Origin of the sequence: Methylobacillus sp. MM3 (genome assembly GCF_001645185.1) — a bacterium.
GTDB lineage: Bacteria > Pseudomonadota > Gammaproteobacteria > Burkholderiales > Methylophilaceae > MM2.
In genome coordinates this window covers 12,778-34,013 of record NZ_LXTQ01000002.1, presented here as the reverse complement: position 1 = coordinate 34,013, position 21,236 = coordinate 12,778, and the positions used below count along the sequence as shown (strand labels likewise).

The following is a 21,236-nucleotide window of genomic DNA, read 5'->3' as shown; positions in this document are numbered from 1 at the left end:
GGAACCACCATGAACCACCCCGCCACACTCCCTATCGAGGATGTGCAGAACACGCCTGACGTACGCCACCTCGCTATCGACAAGGTCGGCATCAAGTCCATACGTCACCCGGTCAAGGTCCAGGACAAGACCGGCGGCGTGCAGCATACCGTCGCGGTATTCAACATGTACGTGCACCTGCCGCATAACTTCAAGGGCACACACATGTCTCGCTTCGTCGAGATTCTGAACATGAACGAGCGCGAGATCTCGATTGAAAACTTCGAGACCATCCTGCGCGAAATGGTGAAGCGCCTCGAAGCCGAGTCCGGCCACATCGAGATGACCTTCCCCTACTTCGTGAACAAGGCGGCTCCGGTTTCCGGCGTTCAGAGCCTGCTGGACTACGAAGTGACCTTCATCGGCGAGATCAAGGACGGCAAGTACGATATCACGGTGAAGGTATTGGTGCCTGTCACCAGCCTGTGCCCGTGCTCCAAAAAGATTTCCGACTACGGCGCGCACAATCAGCGCTCGCATGTCACCGTCACGGCACTGATCAATGACTTCATCTGGGTGGAAGATCTCATCGGCCTGGTCGAAGAGCAGGCATCCTGCCAGCTTTATGGACTGCTCAAGCGGCCCGACGAGAAGTTCGTCACCGAACGCGCCTACGACAATCCGAAATTCGTCGAGGACATGGTACGCGACGTTGCCGCTCAACTGAACGCCGAGCCGCGCATTGATGCCTATGTGGTGGAATCGGAAAACTTCGAATCCATCCATAACCACTCGGCTTATGCGCTGATCGAGCGCAACAAGAGACAGAACTAAAAACAAAAAGCGCGGAATCCGCGCTTTTTTATTGCTCAGGAGCCTATCTCCGCAGGTCTTGCCCAACACGGGAAAAGCCTGCTGAACAGGCTCTTAGTATTTTTTGGTCAGCGTCATCACCATGCCGTCGCGCTCCATTTGAACGCGATTCAGCACACTCATCCCCAGCAGCACGACAGGCGGCGAGTCGCCCTCAAGCACCATTGCTTCCACTTGATGCATGACGATGCCGCCTATCTTCACGGTATTCAGGCTGATGCGATAGGCTTTGACCACACCAGCAGCGGTACTGGCAGCGCCGATGTCGCCATTAAGATAACTCAAGCCCAGCCTGCGCGCCTCCTTGCCGCTCAACGCAATACTTGATGCCCCGGTATCGACCAGGAATTTCATCGAGGAGCCATTGATATAGCCTTCCCCGAGAAAGTGCCCGGCATTATTGGCATAAAGCGTCGCCGTTTGTGCGGAGGATCCTCCGCCGGCAATGGCGATACCCTGCCCCATGCCTAATTCCCTGCGCTTGCCATCCACTTCAAGGATGACCTTGCTGCTATCCGCCGATATCACCTTGATGCCATCTGGCGTCACCTGGCCGACAGAATAGGTCTTGGGCTTGCCGCCGTTAATGGACAGGATCGCCTTGCCATTGAACAACCCGACAACGTTGACTTGCGTCTCGGCCGCAGCCTGGGATGAAACGAACATCAAATACAGGAAAATGAGCAACACGCGCACGGAACTTCTCCATCAATGGACGAAGGCAGTTTACACCGCATCCGCCGTCGATGGCGCATGCCTGACTCGCCATAACAGCACAAAATAACCCGCCAGGGCGAACAGTGCGGAGATACTGAACGACCAGTCCGCGCCGAGCGCATCCCAGGTGTAACCGCTCATCAGCCCGCCCAGGGTACCGCCCAGCCCGAAAGAAATGCTGGTATACAGCCCCTGCCCTTTGGCCTGGTGCTTGCCGCGGAAGAATTGATGCACCAGCGCGACAGCCGCCGCGTGGAAAGAGCCGAAACTGGCTGCATGCAATGTCTGGGCGAACACGATGATCAGGATGTATTCAACGCCCCAGCCAATCAAGAAAAATCGCAATGCGGCCAACGCAAAACTGGCGATGAGGATACGCCACAGACCAAAACGCGCTGCCATGCGCGGCATCCACAGAAAAACCAGCACCTCGCAGATTACGCCCAGTGCCCACAACCACCCTACAACGCTCTTGCTGTAGCCATGCTCCACCAGATAAATCGAGTAAAAGGTGTAATACACCCCATGGGCTGCAGCCATCAGGAAACATGCGACCAGGAAAGCCGCCACATCCGGACGGCGCAATATGTTCCAGACCGGCTGGTCATCGGTATGGTGCGGGACGATTTTCGGCTCGGGGATCTTGCGCGAGAGAAGGAAAATACCGGCCTTGAGCCCGAGGACAATCCACAGCAGGGCGCGAACCGGCGCGTAGTCCAGCACATAACCGAGAATGATGACGGCGATGATAAAGCCGACCGACCCCCATAAGCGTATGCGTCCATACCCTTCGCCGCCAGCGCCAAGATGCCCGAGCGTAATCGCTTCCACCAGCGGCAGGGAGGCACTCCAGAACAGACTCATCAGCGCCATGACGACAAACATCCAGATAAAGCTGTCGCCGGCAAAAACCCCCAGATAGAAAATCAGGCTGAGAAATGCCGCCAACTGCACAACTGCCACGCGGCGGCCGGTATGGTCGGCTAGCCATCCCCAAAGGTTGGGCGCAAAAATCCGCGACACTTGAAGCAAGGACATCAGAACGCCTATCTGAAATGCATTGAATTCGAGCGATTGGAGATAGAGGCTCCAGAATGGCGTGAATGCGCCGACAAACGCGAAATAGAAAAAATAAAAACCGGACAGGCGCCAGTAGGGAAGGCTGAACATCGCTCTATTGTACGCAAGCAGAAAATAAAAAAGCCGGCTAGGCCGGCTGCGCTAAGGAATTACAGACTGCCAGGAATTTTAGGAGTAGTGGTGCTCACGTCAGCGCATTGCGCACGATGCCGCAACGCATGATCCATCAGCACCAGCGCCATCATCGCCTCGACGATGGGCGTCGCGCGTATGCCGACACAAGGATCGTGGCGGCCTGTGGTCTGCATCATCACGGCATTGCCGTCCTTGTCGATGGAGCGGCGTTCCTGCGGAATGCTGGAAGTCGGCTTGAAAGCGACATGCGCGACGATATCCTGCCCGGTGGAGATACCACCCAGTATGCCGCCGGCATGATTGGAGGCAAAGCCTTGCGGCGTCAGTTCGTCGCAGTGCTCGGAGCCCTTCTGCGCCACGCTGGCGAAACCGGCTCCGATCTCGACCCCCTTGGCCGCGTTGATGCCCATCATCGCATACGCAATCTCGGCATCCAGCCGATCATAGACCGGCTCGCCCCAGCCGACCGGAACGTTTTCCGCCACCACGGTAATCTTGGCGCCGATGGAGTCGCGCGCAGCGCGGATTTCTTCCATATAGGCTTCGAGTTGCGGTTCCATGCTGCTATCGGCCGCGAAAAAGGCGTTGTTACCGACGTCATCCCACGCGCGGAAAGGGATTTCAATGTTGCCGATCTGGCTCATGTACCCGCGCACTACGACGCCGTAACGCTCCTTCAACCATTTCTTGGCAATGGCCGCGGCCGCCACGCGCACTGCCGTTTCGCGCGCGGAAGAACGTCCGCCTCCGCGATAATCGCGAATGCCGTATTTTTGCCAATAAGTGTAATCGGCATGGCCGGGACGGAAGGTTTCGGCGATTTTGCCATAATCCTGACTACGCTGGTCGCGGTTGCGAATAAGCAATGCGATAGGCGTACCGGTGGTCTTGCCTTCGAACACACCGGAAAGAATTTCAACGGTATCGGGCTCTTGCCGCTGCGTCACGAAACGCGAAGTACCCGGCTTGCGCCTGTCGAGCTCGACCTGAATATCCGACTCGGTCAGTGCAAGCCCAGGCGGGCAGCCATCCACCACGCACCCGATGGCCGGGCCATGACTTTCGCCGAAGGAAGACACACAGAAAAGTTTGCCTAAGGTATTACCGGACATAACAAAACATTCACTGGAAAATTTGCTGAAAGTTTACCACATGCATTCGCGGCAAGCCTTTCCGCTCGCGGGGCGAAAGCACCGGCTAACCTAGGCGGCTACGCCCCTCAGCCATACTTCGTAAACCGATGACGCCATCTGGTTTAGCGCAGGAATACGCGTATCCAGCTTATCCGTGATTTCCGAAACCGGCTGGACTCCTGGGCTGCTCGCCGAGGCCGCCACTTCATCCGCGCCCACGTCGCACCAGATATTGACCATGTCGGCCGTCATTTCGATATGGCATTGAAATGCAAGGTGCTTGCCGACCGTAAAAGCCTGGTTATCGCAATAGCTGCTGGACAATATGGCCGCGGCGCCATCGGGAATGGAAAAAGTCTCGCCATGCCAATGAAAGCCCATAAAGCGTTCCAGCGGGCCGAACCAGTGCCGGGCCTCGTCGTTCCTTCCAACCGTCAGCTCACCCCAGCCGATTTCCTTGACGGGATTGCGCGATACGGTTCCGCCCATGGCCTTGGCCATGAGTTGCCCGCCGAGGCAATGCCCCAGCACCGGGATCTCCTTGGACATGGCTTCCCTGATCAGCGCAAGCACCTGTGGAATCCACGGCAGATCGTCATTGACGCTCATCGGCCCACCCATGAATACCAATCCGCCATAACTTTCCGCCGACTGGGGCAAGGTATCGCCCTCATCGATGCGTATGAGTTGCCAGGGAATGTTCCGTGCATTCAGGAAGTCGGCAAAAAAACCGGGGCCTTCGGTGGCTGCATGACGAAAAATGGCAATGGGCTTCATGTTGTTATCCAAATGATTAAAATTTATGAGGCTCGACCGGGGATTCAATCTTGCGCCACTCGCCGGGCGACAAATTCTCCAGATTGTACTTTCCTATGCTGGCACGTATCAAGCGCAAGGTTGGTAACCCGATTTTTGCCGTCATCCGCCGTACTTGGCGATTCTTGCCTTCACTGATCGTCAGTTCCATCCATGAAGTCGGGATCGCTTTACGTTCCCGTATGGGCGGGTTGCGGGGCCACAAATTCGGCGGCTCGGCGATCATTTTGACCTTTGCAGGCTTGGCGACAAAGTCCCCGAGATCGATGCCACGCCTCAATGGCTGCAACTGATTGTCGTCGGGGACACCCTCCACTTGCACCCAATAGGTCTTGTCTTCCTTATGCCGGGGATGCGCAATGCGGTGTTGCAGTACGCCATCATCGGTTAAAATAAGCAATCCCTCGCTGTCCGTATCGAGCCGCCCCGCTGCATACACTCCCGGAATAGGAATGTAATCCTTCAGGGTCGGGTGTTTTTCATGCTCGCTAAACTGGCAGATAACCCCATAGGGTTTGTTGAACAGGATCAGCATTCCAAATATTGAATCCAGGAGTTTATTGATGTCGCAGAAAATCAGCGTACCCGTTGACGGGCAAAAAATTGCCGTCAATGCCGACAACAGCCTCAACGTGCCCGACCGTCCGATTATCCCATTTATCGAAGGCGATGGCATCGGCGTCGATATCACGCCGCCGATGAAGCGCGTCGTGGATGCTGCGGTCGCCAAGGCCTACGGCGGCAAACGTTCGATTGCCTGGATGGAGGTTTACGCCGGAGAGAAATCGCTGAAGGTCTATGGCGAAAACGCCTGGCTGCCCGACGAAACCATGCAGGCCGTCCGCGAATACGTCATTTCGATCAAGGGCCCCCTGACGACGCCGGTCGGCGGCGGCATCCGCTCGCTGAACGTCACGCTGCGCCAGGAACTCGACCTCTACGTATGCCTGCGCCCGGTACAGTATTTCCAGGGCGTTCCCAGCCCGGTCAAACATCCCGAAAAAACCGATATGGTGATTTTTCGCGAGAACACGGAAGACATTTATGCCGGCATTGAATGGGCCGCCGGCACGGATGAAGTGAAGAAGGTAATCGCCTTCCTGAGCGATATGGGCGTACGCAAGAAAATCCGTTTCCCGGAATCCTCGTCCATCGGCATCAAGCCGGTCTCCGTCGATGGCAGCAAGCGCCTGATCCGCAAGGCCATCCAGTACGCCATCGACAATGGCCGCAAATCGTTGACCATCGTACACAAGGGCAACATCATGAAGTTCACCGAAGGTGGCTTCAAGAATTGGGGATATGAGCTGGCGAAGCAGGAATTCGGCGCGGTAGAGATCGACGGTGGACCGTGGTGCAAGCTTGAAAACGGACTTGTAATCAAGGATTGCATCGCCGATGCTTTCCTGCAGGAAATCCTGCTGCATCCGGAAGACCACGACGTGGTGGCGACACTGAACCTCAATGGTGACTATGTTTCCGATGCATTGGCCGCGCAAGTCGGCGGCATCGGCATCGCACCGGGTGCCAACCTCTCAGACACGATCGCCATGTTCGAAGCGACCCACGGCACGGCACCCAAGATCGCAGGCAAGGATATTGCCAACCCGTCCTCACTGATTCTTTCGGCGGAAATGATGCTGCGGCACATGGGATGGACAGAAGCGGCCGACCTGGTATTGCAGGCAGTCGGCAAGGCGATCTCGGAAAAGCGGGTAACCCACGACTTTGCGTCGCAAATGGACGGCGCTACGCAGGTTACCTGTTCACAATTTGGCGAAGAGATCGTTCGCCAAATGTAAAACAAAAAAAAGCGACCCGATTTTCGGGTCGCTTTCCAGAAGACGTCAGGCCTTCTGAATATTCGATGCTTGCTTGCCTTTGGGGCCCTCGGTCACGTCGAACGTAACCTTGTCGCCCTCCTTAAGGCTCTTGTAGCCGGAGGCGACAATCGCGGAGAAGTGCGCGAACAAGTCATCGCCACCTTCGTCAGGAGTGATGAAGCCAAAACCCTTAGAGTCATTGAACCACTTCACGGTACCAGTTGCCATTTCTTACTTCCTTGCGTAAACCAGAGGAGGCGCCCCCAAAAGTTTGTATTTCAAGACCTTAAGTCGGGTTTTCCGGCTACAAATAACTTGGAATCCAAACGCCTGTGTGCGTTTTTACGTGTGTTATTCCAATAAGTCAAGATTTTTCTAAGGGTATTTAGCAGTTATTTATCAGAATGATCATACAGTCGTAAAATCTTTATCAAAATACTCGGCAGAGCACCAACCTTTACAAACCGAACGTCACCGTGCATCATTCAACAGGCTTTGGTTTGAGCTATTCACCTTGGGTACTCGCTTAATCCTTCATGAAAAATTATTGAAATGGTTGCTGCCGCTACCCCAACAAAATTAGGTGGACTTGCCCGCATGCTGGTGCAAGAGAAACTACTGTCCGAAAACGAGGCAGAGTCCATCCAGGCTCAGGCCAATACCCAAAGCATTCCTTTTGTCACCCAGCTCGTTCAGAGCAGAAAACTCTCCGCAATCGAAATCGCCCAGTCTGCCGCGACGGCTTTCGGATTTCCGTTGCTGGACCTGAACAGCGTTAACCCGGAATACCTGCCGCAAAAGGCAATCGATGCCAAACTGATGCAGAACTATCGCGTCATGGCTTTGCAAAGTCGCGGCAACACATTGTTCATCGCACTTTCCGATCCAACCAATCTTCATGCGCTGGACGATGTGCAGTTCCAGGTAGGCATGGCACTTTCTCCGGTGGTGGTGGAGGATGACAAACTGGGGAAATGGATCAACAAGGTCATCGATGACAGCGATACCACGCTGAAATCCCTGGGCACGGGCGATGATCTCGATCTCGATTTCGAAAAAGAAGACAAAGCGGCAGAGCCCGAACAGACAACCGAAATCGACGACGCCCCCGTCGTCAAATATATTCAGAAAACATTGCTCGACGCCATCAACATGGGCGCATCCGACCTGCATTTCGAACCCTACGAAAAGTACTATCGCATCCGTTATCGCATCGACGGCGAGCTTCGCGAAATCGCCCGGCCGCCATTGGCAATCAAGGACAAAATCGCATCTCGCATCAAAGTCATTTCGAGCATGGATATTTCCGAAAAGCGCGTCCCGCAAGACGGGCGGATGAAACTGGTTCTTTCCAAGAATCGCGCCATCGATTTCCGGGTGAGCACGCTGCCTACCCTGCAAGGCGAAAAGATCGTCATGCGGATTCTGGATCCTTCCAGCGCCACGCTGGGCATCGACGCGCTGGGGTATGAGCCGGAACAACGTGAAGCGCTGCTAAGCGCCGTCCAAAGACCTTACGGCATGGTGCTGGTGACCGGCCCGACCGGCTCCGGGAAAACCGTTTCGCTCTATACCTGCCTGAATATACTGAATCAGCCCGGCGTCAACATTTCGACAGCGGAAGACCCAGCCGAAATCAACTTGCCGGGCGTCAATCAGGTTAATGTCAACGAAAAAGCGGGGTTGACCTTCGCCGCAGCACTGAAGGCCTTTCTCCGCCAGGATCCGGACGTGATCATGGTCGGTGAAATCCGCGATCTCGAAACCGCCGACATTGCGATCAAGGCGGCGCAAACAGGTCACATGGTGCTATCGACCCTGCATACCAACGATGCTCCGGGGACGCTTTCCCGTCTGATGAATATGGGCGTCGCGCCGTTCAATATCGCTTCTTCCGTCATTCTGATCACTGCACAGCGGCTGGCTCGCCGCTTGTGCAAGATATGCAAGCATCCTGTCGACATTCCGAAGGAAGCCCTTCTGCGGGCAGGTTTCAAAGAAGAGGATCTGGATGGAAGCTGGCAACTTTACGGTCCCAAAGAGGGGGGATGCGACGCTTGCAACGGCAGTGGCTACAAGGGCCGGGTCGGCATTTACCAGGTCATGCCGATTACCGATGAAATGAGCCGCATCATCATGAGAAACGGTACTGCACATGATATTTCCGACCAGGCCAGGCGCGAAGGGGTGAAGGATCTGCGCCAGTCAGGGTTGCTCAAAGTCAAGCAGGGATTGACTTCGCTGGAAGAAATCGAAGCCTGCACCAACGAATAAGGGAAACAACAAATGGCAGCTAATTCCGCCAAGGAAACCACCTTCTCATGGGAAGGAATGGATAAACGGGGCAAACGACTCAAAGGGGAAATGAAAGGGTCGGGCCTCGCATTCGTTACAGCGACTTTGCGACGCCAGGGTATCACTGTCATCAAGATCAAGAAGCAAAGCGCATTCAGTAGCAGCAAGAGAATATCGGAAAAAGACATCACATTGTTTACCCGCCAATTGGCAACAATGATGAAATCCGGCGTGCCGTTGCTGCAATCCTTCGATATCGTCGGCAAAGGACACAGCAACGCATCCGTCTCCAAACTGCTGGCGGACATCAAAGGCGACGTCGAAACCGGTAGCAGCTTGAGTCAGGCATTCCGCAAATATCCGCTTTATTTCGACAACCTGTTCTGCAATCTGGTCCAGGCCGGCGAGCAGGCCGGTATTCTCGACACCTTGCTGGATCGGCTTGCCACTTACAAGGAAAAAATTCTTGCGATCAAAAGCAAGATCAAATCCGCCCTTTTTTATCCTATCTCGATTCTCGTCGTAGCCTTCATCATTACCGCAGTGATCATGATTTTCGTGATCCCGGCATTCAAGGATTTGTTCTCCAACTTCGGCGCCGATCTGCCCGCACCAACGATGGTCGTTATCGCCATGTCAGACTTCTTCGTGCAGTATTGGTGGGCCATCTTCGGGGCGATAGGGGGCGGCTTCTGGTTCTTTTTCTATACCTGGAAGCGTTCAGAGAAGATGCAATCGACCATGGACAGATTGCTGCTCAAGATACCAGTGTTCGGTGAACTGATCCGCAAGGCCACCATCGCACGCTTTGCGCGTACGCTATCTACCATGTTCGCTGCTGGTGTGCCGCTGGTCGAAGCACTGGATTCCGTCGCAGGCGCTTCCGGGAACCGGGTTTATTACGATGCCACCAAGCAAATCCAGAGCGATGTGACGACTGGGACCAGTCTGACTGTCTCCATGCAGAATACTGAAGTGTTCCCGAATATGGTCTTGCAGATGGTCTCCATCGGTGAGGAATCCGGCGCGCTGGACTCCATGCTATCAAAGGTTGCGGATTTCTACGAAGGCGAAGTGGACGACGCCGTCGCCGGGATTTCCAGCTTGATGGAACCGATCATCATGGTCGTGCTGGGCACCTTGATCGGCGGCTTGGTTATAGCCATGTATCTGCCAATTTTCAAAATGGGTCAGGCAGTCTAGGCAAGGTTAAGCCGGGCATGTACATATGCCCGGCTTAACTTTTCTATTTGCGGGGAACCGCTCCCATCATCTTTTCGATTTCCTTGGCAGGATATGCGCCCAATAAGCGCTTGCCATTGGAAAATATCAATGTGGGGGTGCTGGTAATCCCGAGCTTCGTACCGAGTTGAGCAACATCGTCGATCGGTGAATCGCATGCAGTTGAATTCTTTGGTAGCTGTCCGTTCAGTATCCAGTCCTGCCAAGCCTTGCTTTTATCAGGCGCACACCAGATCGCACGGGATTTATTAGCCGCATCGGGATGCAGCGATTCCAGCGGATAAAGAAAGGTGTAGATAGTCACATCAGAGAGCGCGACCAAATCCTTCTGCTCCAGCTTCTTGCAATAAGGGCAATCGGGATCTGAAAATACGACCAACTTGCGGCTGCCGTTTCCCTTTACCACCTTGATTGCTTTCTCCAGCGGCAAGGAAGAAAAATCAATGCGTGTCAATTCGTCGATTCGCTCTGCAGTCAGGTCTCGCTTGCTCTTCGGGTCGACGAGACGCCCTTCGACGATCAGGAAGTTAAAGCTCTCGTCGGTATAGATAATCTGCCCATCCAGAAACACCTCGTACAAGCCGGAAAAGGGCGTCTTGGTGATGCTCTGGATCTTGACCTTCGGATACGTCGATTCGATGGTTTTCTTGAGCGATGCTTCGTCCGCCCATGCAGTTGCAGCCATCACTCCTGCCAGAAGCGCGACCATCGTTCGTTTCAACATTTTTGTTTCCTTTTGGTTAAATCATCGCGTGCGCCATCAGGCGCCGCTTGAGCCATTGCTGGCGGTTAGTGAAAGTCATGCCCAGATTACGCAAGCGGCCTGCTCCCGGCAAATCGCTGCCGAAGAGTGCGTGCAAGCCCGTCGTCGTGATCTGCATTGCGTAAATATCCATTTTGCGCGAGCGCTCATAGCGACGCAGCAAGGCGTAATCGCCCACATCGACCTGGACGTTGCGGTTATTGAGAGTTTCTTCCAGACCGATTACATCGTGAAAACCCAAATTGACTCCCTGGCCGGCGAGTGGATGCACCAGATGGGCGGCATCGCCGACTAATGCCAAGCGGGGCTTGACCATGACTTCGGCGTTTTGCAAGCGCAACGGGAAGGCCGCCGCCGGAGTGATCAGAGAGAGCGGGCCCAGCAAATTTCCGCCGGCCGCCGCGACTGTGGCGCCAAGCTCCGTGGGCGACATCGCCAATAATTTCCGGGCATGCGCAGGATCGGTGGACCATACCATGGACATGCGATTTTCCGGCAACGGCAGCCACGCGAGCACTCCGTCCTTGCGGAACCATTGCCGAGCGATATTGCGTGGCGGCATGCCTGTCGCAAAATTGGCGACCACGCCCAGCTGCCCATAGTCGCGAGTATTGACTCCAACTCCGGCCTGCGTACGCACCCATGAATTTCCGCCATCCGCGCCGACGATGAGCCGGGCCGACAAACTCGTCCCATCCGACAACGCCAATCGCGCGCAGGAAGTCTCCCATGTCAGGCTGACGCAATGCGCCGGGCAGAACAATTCGATTTCCGATATTTGCCGCATTTGCGTCCACAAGGCATGCTGCAATTGCCGGCTTTCGACGATATAACCCAAGGCCGGCACGCTCGCTTCATATGCGCTGAACTCCAGCTCCGCATGCTCGTCGCCCCAAATTTGCATGGCCTCAATCGGGGCAACACGACTCAATTCCTGTGTTCTCCATGCGCCCAATGAGTCAAGAAAACGCATATTGCCGGGGCTGATCGCATAAATACGGCTGTCCCAGCTTTCGTCCTGCGGTAACGACGGCTCAGGCGAGGCCTCGACCAGGGCGATCTTCAACCCGTGGCGTGCCAACGCCAGTGCCGTCGCAGCGCCCACCAGGCCGCCGCCGACGACGATAATGTCGTAATCCCGATTCAGGCTCATCCTTTTGCTCCGAAACTCATTTTCCGGGCGACAAAATGCCGAGCCGGCGCCAGCATTTCCAGCATCGCCAGACCTGCACCGCGCACCGGGCCCAGTCCTGGAATATCGTTGGAAAAAGTCCGTACCAGAAAATCGGTAAAGAAAATGCCGCCGCCTGTATCCAAGCATCGTCCGGATTGATATTGCTTCAGCATGTCACTGCCGCCTACGGCCTCGCCGGGAATATTCCGTGCAATACCTGCCAACTCCCACGCATCGCGCAATCCGAGGTTGAACCCTTGTCCGGCCACCGGGTGAAGCGTTTGCGCGGCGTTGCCGATGACGGCCAGATGCGGCCGTACTACCGGGCGCAGAGTGCTCAATCGCAAAGGAAAAGTCGCCCGCGCCCGAACCTCCAGAAATTTACCTACGCGGTCACCGAAATGACGATGCAATTCTTCGAGAAACTCGGTTTCAGGCGCTCCACACAAACGCTCGGCCTCCTCCGGCCGGGCTGTCCAGACCAGCGCAAAGCCACGTTCGCCTTCAGGGAGCAAGGCCACCGGCCCAAGCGGCGTGAATCGCTCGTATGCAATATTGCCATGCGGCAATTCGCACTCGACGTGCCCGACCAGGGCGCTGTGCGCATACTCCTTCGTTTCGCGTTTCATACCGGACAGTTCGTTCAAGCTGCGCCCGCCGTCAGCGATCACGGCAAGGCGAGCGCTGAGCTTGTTGATCGCGCCCTCCTGCTCAACGCTGACTACCGCACAGTCGTTACCGGTTTCCAATGCCTGCGCCCTGGTACCATATCTGACTGCAATTTCCGGCGACTCCGCCAAAGCGCGATCCAGCGCAGCACTCAAATCGGCATAGGACAACACATAGCCCAAGGCTTCCTGATGTTCGTCGCTGGCACGCAATATCGTTCGACCCAAACGGCCGCGCTGGGAAACATGGATGGTAGTTATTGGGGTCGCGTTTGAAGCCAATTCCGGCCAGACACCGAGGCGCTCCAGAATCAGCCGGCTCCCCTGCGATAATGCCAGGGTTCGCGGATCGCGCGCGCCTGCACTCGGGTGACGAGCCTCAAGCAGCGCAACCGAATGCCCGTATCCTCGCAAGCCCAGTGCAAGCGTCGCGCCAACCGGGCCGCCGCCGACAACAAGAATGTCGTAGTCTGGCTTCATGACGCCATGAGCGCTTCAATGTCGGCAACGGATTTCGGTGCCGCTTGCGTAATAATGTCGCAACCCTGCTGAGTCACGACCGCGTCGTCCTCGATGCGTATGCCGATATTCCAATAGTGCTCGGGCACGTTGTCTGCGGGCCGCACATAGCAGCCTGGTTCAACAGTGAGCGCCATGCCCGGTTCGAGCAGGCGCCATTCGCCATTTTTCTTGTACTCGCCGGCATCGTGCACGTCCAGGCCGAGCCAGTGGCCGGTGCGATGCATGTAGAAACGGCGGTAATCGCCGGATTCGAGCACGGCATCCACCGTCCCCTTGCACAAGCCAAAATCGATGAAGCCGCGCACCAGCACCTGCAATGCAGCTTCATGCGGGGCATTCCAGTGATTGCCGGGACGCACGGCTTCGATGGCAGCGGCTTGCGAGGCCAGAACCAGTTCGTACAAGTCCCTTTGCGGACTGCTGAATTTTCCATTCACGGGAAAGGTACGCGTGATGTCGGAGGCGTATCCGTCCAGCTCGCAACCGGCGTCGATCAAAAGCAGATCGCCGTCACGCAGTGGCGCATCGTTGAACACGTAATGCAGCACGCAGGCATTGGCGCCGCCGGCCACAATGGAATGGTATGCAGGCGATTGCGCGCCGTGGCGGCGGAACTCGTGGATCAGTTCGGCCTCGATCTCGTATTCGGTCGAGCCCGGCTTTGTGGCGCGCATCGCACGGCGATGTGCACCGGAGGAAATTTCCGCGGCGCGGCGCATGATCGCGATTTCGCCTTCCGACTTGAACAGCCGCATTTCGTCCAGCAAGAGACGCACATCGGCGATCTCGGCGGGAGCACTTACGCCGCCACGGACCTGAGCACGCACTTGATTGAGCCAGCCGGTCACGCGCGCATCCCATGACGCGTCAGCGCCCAGCGAATAATGCAGGCGCGGCTGGTTGGCGAGCAGTTGCGGCGCCAATTCATCGAGACGCGAAATGGAATAGGCCTCGTCCACGCCGAACACCTCCTTCGCACCCTCCGGGCCATGGCGGAACCCATCCCAGATTTCGCGCTCGATATCCTTGTCGCGGCAGAACAATACGCTCCTGGGCTTTTCGCCCGCGACAAGCAACAACACCGATTCGGGCTCGGTAAACCCGGTCAGGTAATAAAAATAGCTGTCGAAACGATACAGATAATGACTGTCGCGGTTGCGTATGGCTTCCGGTGCGGTCGGGATGATGGCCACGCCATCCTCCATATGCTGAATGAGCTGATGGCGGCGATTGATGAATGACACGATTTCTTTCATGAACTGAGCTTGCGATCCAATGCTTGTAAGCGTTCGGGTGTACCGACATCGACCCAGTCGCCGCGATAATGTTCCGCTGTCGCACGTTGCTGCGCGATAGCAGCATGCAGCAGCGGCGCCAGTTTGGCCTTGCTACCCGGGACAATGGCGGCAAATAATTCCGGCCGGTAAACACCGATGCCAGAGAAAGTCAGGCGCGAGGCGCCCCGCTCGACCAGCCTGCCATCCTCCAGATAAAAATCGCCTTGGGCATGCTGTGGAGGATTGTCCACCAGCACGAGATGCGCGACAACGCCGCCCATCGGCTGAGTAGTCAGTCGATTGAAATCGTAATCCGTGTAGACATCGCCGTTGACGACCAGGAAAGGCTCTTCGCCCAACAACGACAACGCCTGGGCGATTCCGCCAGCGGTTTCCAGTGCCTCGCCCTCATCGGAATACGCAATACTCACGTCGAAGCGGCTGCCGTCGCCCAGCGCGGATTCAATCTGCTGGCCAAGATGGGCATGGTTGATCACCAGTTCGCGAAACCCTGCCCGGGCCAGACGCTCAATATGCCATACAATCAATGGCTTGCCGCCGACCTGCAATAGCGGTTTCGGCGTGTGATCGGTCAACGGGCGCATGCGTTCACCACGCCCTGCGGCCAGTATCATGGCCTTCATCAGAAGGTGTATCCGACCTGTGACTGACGATTCTCCAACTGGTCCAGCAAGCGCACCAATGGCCGTAATTCGATGTATCGCTCGCAGGCGCGGCGCAGATAGTCCATGACCAGCGGCAAATCCTTGAGATAGCCATCCTTGCCGTCGCGATGGTAAAGACGGGCAAAAATGCCGAGCACCTTGAGATGCCGCTGCGCGCCCATCCATTCGAAGTCGCGGTAGAAATCGGAAATGTCCTGCGGTACCGGTAAACCGGCCTTTTTTGCCTTTTCCCAGTAACGTACGACCCAATCGAGTACCTGCTCTTCTTCCCAGCGTATGTAGGCATCCTTGAACAAGGACACCAGATCGTAGGTGATCGCGCCGTACACCGCATCCTGAAAATCCAGGATTCCCGGATTCTCGCCGATGGCACCGTCGCACACCATCAGGTTGCGGGAATGATAGTCGCGATGTACGTACACCTGGCCTTGCGACAGAATGTTGCGATTGAGCGTGTCGAATGTCTTTTGCAATACCGCCTGCTGCTTGTCATCCAACGTGGCATTCAAATGCTTGCCAACGTACCACTCCGGGAACAGGCGCATTTCTCGCGTCAGCAAAGCCTCATCGTACAAGGGAAATACGCCGCTCCGGCTCGCCTGCTGGATGCGGATCAGCGCATCCATCGCATCGCGGTACAAATCCGCAGCCGTACCCGCATTCAGCGCACTCAGGTAAGTGGTGTTGCCAAGATCGGTCAACAGCAGAAAACCTTGCGCGAGATCCTGCTCGATCACGCGGGGCACATGCACACCAGCCGCGCCAAAAACTTCGGCGACATGCACAAAGGGCCTGCAATCCTCGTGCTGCGGCGGGGCATCCATGGCGATCAGTGTTCGCTCCGGCAGGGTCACGCGGAAATAGCGGCGGAAACTGGCATCGGCGGAAGCTGGTGCGAGGCTGAATTGCTCGCCCGGCAGAACTTTTTCCAACCAGCTATTGAGTTGTTGCTGTCTTTGCACCTTTGAAGCTCTCCATAATTCGAAACAAGGCCCCGGCGACCAACTCTTTGTCTAATAACATTAAAAAAACAAGAAGCCAGAAATGACGCGGTTTGAGCCATATGCGCGCATTGCCTAAAACCCAAATTTATGCGATTTTATCACCATAAAAAACATTCCCCCTACTTAAGACCTCCGCCTTGCAGCCCATGCTGAAATACCGCGCTATTGCCTTGTTGTTTGCCCTGCCCTCCATGGTGATCGGGCACGCACGGGCTGCCGATGAAACTTCTCCCGACAAAACATCCGCGAACCCGGAGGCCATGGTCATCGAGGCTCAGCATCTGGAGATGTTTCTCGACAGAAAAATGCGCGCGACAGGCGATGCCGAAATGCGCCAGGACGACAAAGCCATTTTCGGCGATCGCATCGATTACGACACGCTCAACGAAGAGCTGCACGTGGTTGGCAACACGCGCGTAGAGCAAAACGGCCTGGTTGTGCTCGGTCCGGAGTTGCGCCTCAAAATGGATGATCGTGAAGGCGAAATGAAGGAGCCGGTGTTCACATTCAACCGCCAGCCCACTACACCCGAGGCTCCCGCGGTCTTGGATACGGCCGGACTGACGGCCTATTCCACCGTATCGCGGATTCCCGGTGCATCCGCTGCACCCAGCGCCAGCACGGGGTTCGCACGCGGCGATGCAAAACGCATCGTTTTCGAAGGACCGGACAAGGAGCGCCTCTACAAAGCCCGATACACCACTTGCGAAGCCGGCGTGGACGACTGGTATTTGAGAGCGAGCGAGCTGGAGCTCGATCACCACACGGAAACAGGCACTGCCACGCATGCCAGCGTGGAATTCAAGGGCGTTCCCATCCTTTATACACCCTGGATCGACTTCCCTTTCAACAAGCAGCGCAAGAGCGGACTCCTTGCCCCGAGCTTCGGCACGACGACCAAAAGCGGTGTCGAACTCAGCATTCCGTATTACTGGAATATCGCTCCGGACATGGACGCCACGATTGCGCCGCGCTATCTCAGCAAACGCGGTACGCAGCTTCAAGGCGAGTTTCGCTATCTCGGCCAGGATTACTCAGGCGAGGACAGCCTGGAACTCTTGCCGAACGACAGCCAGGCGGACCGGGATCGCTACTACGCGAAAATTGTACATAACCATGCATTTGGACACGGCTGGTCCGGGAATCTTCATATCGAACGCGTATCGGACGATCAATACTTCTCCGACATGACCACCAGCATTGTATCCACCAGCCGGGTGAACCTGCCTCAGCGCGGCAATATCGCATATAGCGATGATGTCTGGAGCTTTTCTGGCCTTGTCGAGCGTTACCAGACGCTGGATGACGTATCGTTTCCTTATCAGCGCCTCCCGCAATTCACGCTCGCAGGAGAAAAGGAATGGGATTACCTGACTGGCAACCTGTACGGCCAATGGACAAAATTCGATCGCAGCGATCATGCCCCCATTTCGCAAGCCATGATCAGCGCTCCGGGCACTTCCCTGGTGACTGGCGTAACCGGCAGCCGCTCAGTACTTTATCCCAGCATCAGCGCTCCTCTGGCGCGCTCCTATGGCTACATCACGCCCAAGCTGGGCGTGCATTACACAAGCTACAAACTGGACAATGCCGGCTTCACCCTGACGGACAACGACGGCAACGTCACGAGCTCCGAATTTGTCAATGATTCGCGCTCCTTGCCGATTTTCAGCCTGGACAGCGGCCTCTTTTTCGATCGCGATTTCCGCGTCGTGAAAAACACGTACACGCAAACATTGGAACCCCGCCTCTTTTACGTTTACGTGCCATACGACGACCAGTCGCGCCTGCCGGTTTTCGACTCCGGCGAAGCCGACCTCAGCCTGAGCACGCTGTTCTCCGAAAACAAGTTCACCGGCAATGACCGCATTAATGACGCGAACCAATTATCGCTGGCGGTGACCACCCGTCTTATCGATTCCAAGACCGGCTTGCAACGACTGGCAGCGACCATCGGCCAGCGCTTCTATTTCAGCGACCGCCGTGTCGGCCTTCCGGGCGCGGAAGAAATCACCAGCAGCACATCCGACATCGTTGCCGCAATCACTGCCCGTCTCCGCAACCACTGGAACGTCGATGCCGGCTGGCAATACAACACCGATATCGAACGATCGGTCAAAAGCAATATCGGCGCACGCTACAACCCGGAACCCGGCAAGGTCCTGAACCTCAGCTACCGCTTCACGCGCGACAGCCTGGAGCAAATTGATATTTCTTCCGAATGGCCGCTGGCTCCCCAATGGTTCGGCCTCGCGCGCTGGAACTACTCCTTGCGCGAAGATCGCCCCATTGAAGGCCTCGCGGGTGTGGAGTACGATGCAGGGTGCTGGCAGGCTCGCGCCGTCATGCAACGTGTATCGGTTGCGACCGATGAAGACCCCAACTATGCGTTCTTTTTCCAGCTTGAACTCGGCGGCATGACCTCCATCGGCACCAGCCCGCTCAGTCTGCTCAAACGCAGCATTCCGGGCTACACTAACACCTCCTTGATCCCAGACCAAACTCGCTGATCGTAACCAAATGAATGTATTCACAAAATTGGCAGCTCTCCTGCCAGCCGCCTTGTTCCTCATTTTTTCCGGCCCAGCCTTCTCCGCTGTCGAGGATAACGTTTCCCAGATCGACCGCATCGTGGCTGTGGTCGACCGCGACGTTATTACTTATAGCGAACTGCAGGATCGCATCCGCATCGTACTCGGCCAACTGGAAAAGCAGGGCACGCAACGCCCACCCCAGGATGTTCTGGAAAAACAGGTGCTGGAACGCCTGATCGCCGACCGGCTGCAATTGCAGCTTGCCGCGCAGACGGGACTGCGCGTTGAAGACAATCAGCTCGACAAGACTGTGGAGCGCATCGCCGAGCAGAACAAGCTCAGCATCGGAGAATTCCGCGATGCCTTGGAAAAAGACGGCATCAATTATCGGAAATTCCGGGAAGACATCCGTAATGAAATCATTCTGGCGCGGCTTCGCGAGCGCGAAGTCGATAATCGCATCAACGTCACGGAAGCGGAAATCGACAACCTGTTGACGTCGCAGGCATCGCGCAACGAGATCAAGGACGAATTCGATATCTCCCACATCCTGATCCGCACACCGGAGGAAAGCTCTCCCGAAGAATTGCAAAAACTGCACAGCAAGGCCGACGAAGCCATGCAGCGCCTGAAGGCAGGCGAGGATTTCGGACAGGTTTCCGCACGTTATTCCGATGCGCCCAATGCACTGGAAGGCGGCAAGATAGGCTGGAAAAACGACACCCAGATTCCGAAACTTTTCGTCGATGCGTTGAAACCGCTCAAGTCGGGTGAAAACACCGAGGTCATACGCAGTCCCAATGGCTTCCATATCCTCAAGCTCAATAATCGCCGCGGTGCGTCTTCACCCTTGCTGGTGCAACAGACCAATGCCCGCCACATTCTCATCAAGCCCAGCGAAGTGGTCTCGGACGACGATGCCAAACACCGGCTTGAAGACTTGAAGGAACGCATCGAGAACGGCGGAAATTTCGCAGAACTCGCGCGCCAGTACTCCGAAGACGGCACCGCAGCCAAAGGCGGCGAACTCGGCTGGGTCAATCCAGGCGACACCGTGCCGGACTTCGAGAAGGCCATGAACGAGCTTCAACCCGGCCAGGTCAGCGCGCCGGTACGGTCGCCTTTCGGCTGGCACCTGATTCAGGTACTCGAACGTCGCAGCCAGGACATGAGCAAAGAAGCCGCACGCCTCAAGGCACGTCAGGAAATTCGCGCCCGCAAGTCGGATGAAGCCTATCAGGACTGGCTGCGCGAGTTGCGCGACCGGGCTTATGTCGAATACCGCATCGAAGACAAATACTAAGAGCCTATTTCAGTAGGAAACGACAGATGCGATATGACACAAAAGCGATGGATGCAAGGCGCAGCGCGCGGCCAAAGGTCGTCCCATTGGCAAGCGTTGCAACGCCGCAGACGCGCTTTTGTGCCATACCCCGAAGGGGCAGCTCTGCATGGCGTTGTTGCTCGCCGCTTATTTGGAATACCAAACCGCGCGACTTGCGCCTGACCCTGCGCACAAGGCAGAGCTGTCGCACAGTTGTTTCCTACTGAAACAGGCTCTACGGTGATCAGACCCCGCATCGCCCTGACCGCCGGCGAACCTGCTGGCATCGGTCCCGACCTCTGCGCAATGCTGGCGCAGAATCCGCCGGCTGACATCACCGTCATTGCCGACCGCTCGCTGATTGAAGCACGCGCCAGCCTGCTCGGTCTGCCGCTCAAAGGGCTACGCGTTCACCATATTCCGCTTGCCACTCCAGCCGTTCCCGGAACACTCAACACCTCCAACGGCCGCTATGTGCTGGAAACGCTGACCCATGCCGTAAAAGGCTGCCTGGCCGGCGAGTTCGACGCCATGGTTACCGCTCCCGTACACAAAGGCATCATTAACGATGCTGGCGTACCTTTCACCGGCCACACCGAATTCCTCGCTGAACTGACCGGCACCCGGGACGTCGTGATGATGCTGGTCGGCGGCGGAATGCGCGTCGCCCTTGCAACCATCCACATGCCCATACGAGAAGTGCCGGACGCCATCACTCAGGAAAGTCTGGAAACCACGCTACGTATCCTGCATCACGATCTGGTGCATCGTTTCGGTATCGCCCAACCTTGCATTCATGTGGCAGGCCTGAACCCCCATGCCGGCGAAGGCGGACATCTGGGCATGGAAGAAATCGACACACTCATCCCCGTGCTCGACAAGCTGCGAGGAGAAGGAATGAATCTGAACGGCCCGCTCCCGGCCGATACCATGTTCAGCCAGCACAACATCAAGAGCTGCGATGCATTTCTCGCGATGTACCACGACCAGGGCCTCACCGTGCTCAAGCATGCAAGTTTCGGAGGGGGCGTCAATGTCACGCTGGGATTGCCGATCATTCGCACCTCGGTAGATCATGGCACGGCACTGGATTTGGCCGGCACGGGTAAAGCAGATGCGGGAAGCTTGTATGCAGCGATCGAGCTTGCCATTGCGCTAGCAAAGCGAAACTGATCGTCACGCTGACGATCC

The 21,236-nt window shown here is 56.3% G+C and carries 19 protein-coding genes; 7 read left to right on the top strand and 12 right to left on the bottom strand.

The window, feature by feature from the left end:
- The first annotated feature begins 9 nt into the window (after positions 1–9).
- Complete coding sequence (gene folE2 / locus A7976_RS04075; protein WP_067107539.1) at positions 10–813, top strand: GTP cyclohydrolase FolE2; 804 nt, start codon at positions 10–12, stop codon at positions 811–813.
- 93 nt (positions 814–906) lie between these two features.
- On the opposite strand, the gene A7976_RS04070 is transcribed toward folE2, so the two are convergent.
- The 5 genes from A7976_RS04070 to A7976_RS04050 all read right to left on the bottom strand — a co-directional run bounded on the left by A7976_RS04070 (position 907) and on the right by A7976_RS04050 (position 5,268).
- Positions 907–1,548 (bottom strand): TIGR02281 family clan AA aspartic protease, encoded by a 642-nt coding sequence (locus tag A7976_RS04070; protein WP_067107536.1) that lies wholly within the window; start codon positions 1,546–1,548, stop codon positions 907–909.
- Positions 1,549–1,578: 30 nt separating this feature from the next.
- Positions 1,579–2,739 carry an MFS transporter gene (locus A7976_RS04065; RefSeq protein ID WP_067107533.1) on the bottom strand — a complete coding sequence of 387 codons (1,161 nt, stop codon included), beginning with the start codon at positions 2,737–2,739 and terminating at the stop codon, positions 1,579–1,581.
- A gap of 59 nt (positions 2,740–2,798) precedes the next feature.
- Complete coding sequence (gene aroC / locus A7976_RS04060; protein WP_067107531.1) at positions 2,799–3,896, bottom strand: chorismate synthase; 1,098 nt, start codon at positions 3,894–3,896, stop codon at positions 2,799–2,801.
- Positions 3,897–3,986: 90 nt separating this feature from the next.
- Entirely contained in the window at positions 3,987–4,694 is a 708-nt protein-coding gene (locus A7976_RS04055) for a type 1 glutamine amidotransferase (RefSeq protein ID WP_067107527.1), read from the bottom strand.
- 16 nt (positions 4,695–4,710) lie between these two features.
- Positions 4,711–5,268 carry an rRNA large subunit pseudouridine synthase E gene (locus tag A7976_RS04050; RefSeq protein ID WP_067107524.1) on the bottom strand — a complete coding sequence of 186 codons (558 nt, stop codon included), beginning with the start codon at positions 5,266–5,268 and terminating at the stop codon, positions 4,711–4,713.
- A 28-nt stretch (positions 5,269–5,296) separates the two neighbouring features.
- Here A7976_RS04050 and icd point away from each other — a divergent pair, with 28 nt between their 5' ends.
- Positions 5,297–6,535: an NADP-dependent isocitrate dehydrogenase gene (icd, locus tag A7976_RS04045; RefSeq protein WP_067107521.1), complete on the top strand. Its 1,239-nt coding sequence runs from the start codon at positions 5,297–5,299 to the stop codon at positions 6,533–6,535.
- Between the two features lie 45 nt (positions 6,536–6,580).
- Here icd and A7976_RS04040 read toward each other — a convergent pair whose 3' ends face one another.
- Positions 6,581–6,784 (bottom strand): cold-shock protein, encoded by a 204-nt coding sequence (locus A7976_RS04040; protein WP_067107518.1) that lies wholly within the window; start codon positions 6,782–6,784, stop codon positions 6,581–6,583.
- A 324-nt stretch (positions 6,785–7,108) separates the two neighbouring features.
- On the opposite strand from A7976_RS04040, the gene pilB reads away from it, so the two are divergent.
- Together pilB and A7976_RS04030 are read left to right on the top strand one after the other, a co-directional pair.
- Complete coding sequence (gene pilB, locus A7976_RS04035) at positions 7,109–8,830, top strand: type IV-A pilus assembly ATPase PilB (protein WP_067107515.1); 1,722 nt, start codon at positions 7,109–7,111, stop codon at positions 8,828–8,830.
- A gap of 12 nt (positions 8,831–8,842) precedes the next feature.
- The gene (locus A7976_RS04030) at positions 8,843–10,054 is read left to right on the top strand and encodes a type II secretion system F family protein (RefSeq protein WP_067107512.1); all 1,212 of its coding nucleotides are present in this window, start codon (positions 8,843–8,845) and stop codon (positions 10,052–10,054) included.
- A gap of 43 nt (positions 10,055–10,097) precedes the next feature.
- On the opposite strand, the gene A7976_RS04025 is transcribed toward A7976_RS04030, so the two are convergent.
- The 6 genes from A7976_RS04025 to A7976_RS04000 are packed head-to-tail and all read right to left on the bottom strand — an operon-like array spanning position 10,098 to position 16,145.
- Positions 10,098–10,817 (bottom strand): DsbC family protein, encoded by a 720-nt coding sequence (locus A7976_RS04025; protein ID WP_067107511.1) that lies wholly within the window; start codon positions 10,815–10,817, stop codon positions 10,098–10,100.
- A 16-nt stretch (positions 10,818–10,833) separates the two neighbouring features.
- Positions 10,834–12,009 (bottom strand): UbiH/UbiF family hydroxylase, encoded by a 1,176-nt coding sequence (locus A7976_RS04020; RefSeq protein ID WP_067107508.1) that lies wholly within the window; start codon positions 12,007–12,009, stop codon positions 10,834–10,836.
- Complete coding sequence (locus A7976_RS04015; RefSeq protein WP_067107505.1) at positions 12,006–13,178, bottom strand: FAD-dependent monooxygenase; 1,173 nt, start codon at positions 13,176–13,178, stop codon at positions 12,006–12,008. The genes A7976_RS04020 and A7976_RS04015 overlap by 4 nt, the downstream gene beginning before the upstream one ends.
- On the bottom strand, positions 13,175–14,476 hold the full coding sequence (gene pepP / locus A7976_RS04010; protein ID WP_067107502.1) for a Xaa-Pro aminopeptidase: 1,302 nt from the start codon (positions 14,474–14,476) through the stop codon (positions 13,175–13,177). Before pepP ends, A7976_RS04015 begins: the two co-directional genes overlap by 4 nt.
- Positions 14,473–15,141, bottom strand: a complete 669-nt coding sequence (murU, locus tag A7976_RS04005; protein ID WP_067107499.1) for an N-acetylmuramate alpha-1-phosphate uridylyltransferase MurU — start codon at positions 15,139–15,141, stop codon at positions 14,473–14,475. Before murU ends, pepP begins: the two co-directional genes overlap by 4 nt.
- Positions 15,141–16,145 carry an aminoglycoside phosphotransferase family protein gene (locus A7976_RS04000; RefSeq protein WP_067107496.1) on the bottom strand — a complete coding sequence of 335 codons (1,005 nt, stop codon included), beginning with the start codon at positions 16,143–16,145 and terminating at the stop codon, positions 15,141–15,143. Before A7976_RS04000 ends, murU begins: the two co-directional genes overlap by 1 nt.
- Before the next feature lie 188 nt (positions 16,146–16,333).
- Here A7976_RS04000 and A7976_RS03995 point away from each other — a divergent pair, with 188 nt between their 5' ends.
- From A7976_RS03995 to pdxA, 3 genes are all read left to right on the top strand, one after another.
- The gene (locus tag A7976_RS03995; protein ID WP_067107493.1) at positions 16,334–18,697 is read left to right on the top strand and encodes an LPS-assembly protein LptD; all 2,364 of its coding nucleotides are present in this window, start codon (positions 16,334–16,336) and stop codon (positions 18,695–18,697) included.
- Between the two features lie 10 nt (positions 18,698–18,707).
- Entirely contained in the window at positions 18,708–20,024 is a 1,317-nt protein-coding gene (locus A7976_RS03990) for a peptidylprolyl isomerase (RefSeq protein ID WP_067107490.1), read from the top strand.
- A gap of 261 nt (positions 20,025–20,285) precedes the next feature.
- Positions 20,286–21,218 (top strand): 4-hydroxythreonine-4-phosphate dehydrogenase PdxA, encoded by a 933-nt coding sequence (gene pdxA, locus A7976_RS03985; RefSeq protein WP_067107487.1) that lies wholly within the window; start codon positions 20,286–20,288, stop codon positions 21,216–21,218.
- Positions 21,219–21,236: the final 18 nt, after the last annotated feature.

Coding starts and splice junctions, on each gene's coding strand:
- folE2 (WP_067107539.1), top strand. CDS start 10: ATGAACCACCCCGCCACACTCCCTATCGAGGATGTGCAGAACACGCCT.
- A7976_RS04065 (WP_067107533.1), bottom strand. CDS start 2,739: ATGTTCAGCCTTCCCTACTGGCGCCTGTCCGGTTTTTATTTTTTCTAT.
- aroC (WP_067107531.1), bottom strand. CDS start 3,896: ATGTCCGGTAATACCTTAGGCAAACTTTTCTGTGTGTCTTCCTTCGGC.
- A7976_RS04055 (WP_067107527.1), bottom strand. CDS start 4,694: ATGAAGCCCATTGCCATTTTTCGTCATGCAGCCACCGAAGGCCCCGGT.
- A7976_RS04050 (WP_067107524.1), bottom strand. CDS start 5,268: ATGCTGATCCTGTTCAACAAACCCTATGGGGTTATCTGCCAGTTTAGC.
- icd (WP_067107521.1), top strand. CDS start 5,297: ATGTCGCAGAAAATCAGCGTACCCGTTGACGGGCAAAAAATTGCCGTC.
- A7976_RS04040 (WP_067107518.1), bottom strand. CDS start 6,784: ATGGCAACTGGTACCGTGAAGTGGTTCAATGACTCTAAGGGTTTTGGC.
- pilB (WP_067107515.1), top strand. CDS start 7,109: ATGGTTGCTGCCGCTACCCCAACAAAATTAGGTGGACTTGCCCGCATG.
- A7976_RS04030 (WP_067107512.1), top strand. CDS start 8,843: ATGGCAGCTAATTCCGCCAAGGAAACCACCTTCTCATGGGAAGGAATG.
- A7976_RS04025 (WP_067107511.1), bottom strand. CDS start 10,817: ATGTTGAAACGAACGATGGTCGCGCTTCTGGCAGGAGTGATGGCTGCA.
- A7976_RS04020 (WP_067107508.1), bottom strand. CDS start 12,009: ATGAGCCTGAATCGGGATTACGACATTATCGTCGTCGGCGGCGGCCTG.
- A7976_RS04015 (WP_067107505.1), bottom strand. CDS start 13,178: ATGAAGCCAGACTACGACATTCTTGTTGTCGGCGGCGGCCCGGTTGGC.
- pepP (WP_067107502.1), bottom strand. CDS start 14,476: ATGAAAGAAATCGTGTCATTCATCAATCGCCGCCATCAGCTCATTCAG.
- murU (WP_067107499.1), bottom strand. CDS start 15,141: ATGAAGGCCATGATACTGGCCGCAGGGCGTGGTGAACGCATGCGCCCG.
- A7976_RS03995 (WP_067107493.1), top strand. CDS start 16,334: ATGCTGAAATACCGCGCTATTGCCTTGTTGTTTGCCCTGCCCTCCATG.
- A7976_RS03990 (WP_067107490.1), top strand. CDS start 18,708: ATGAATGTATTCACAAAATTGGCAGCTCTCCTGCCAGCCGCCTTGTTC.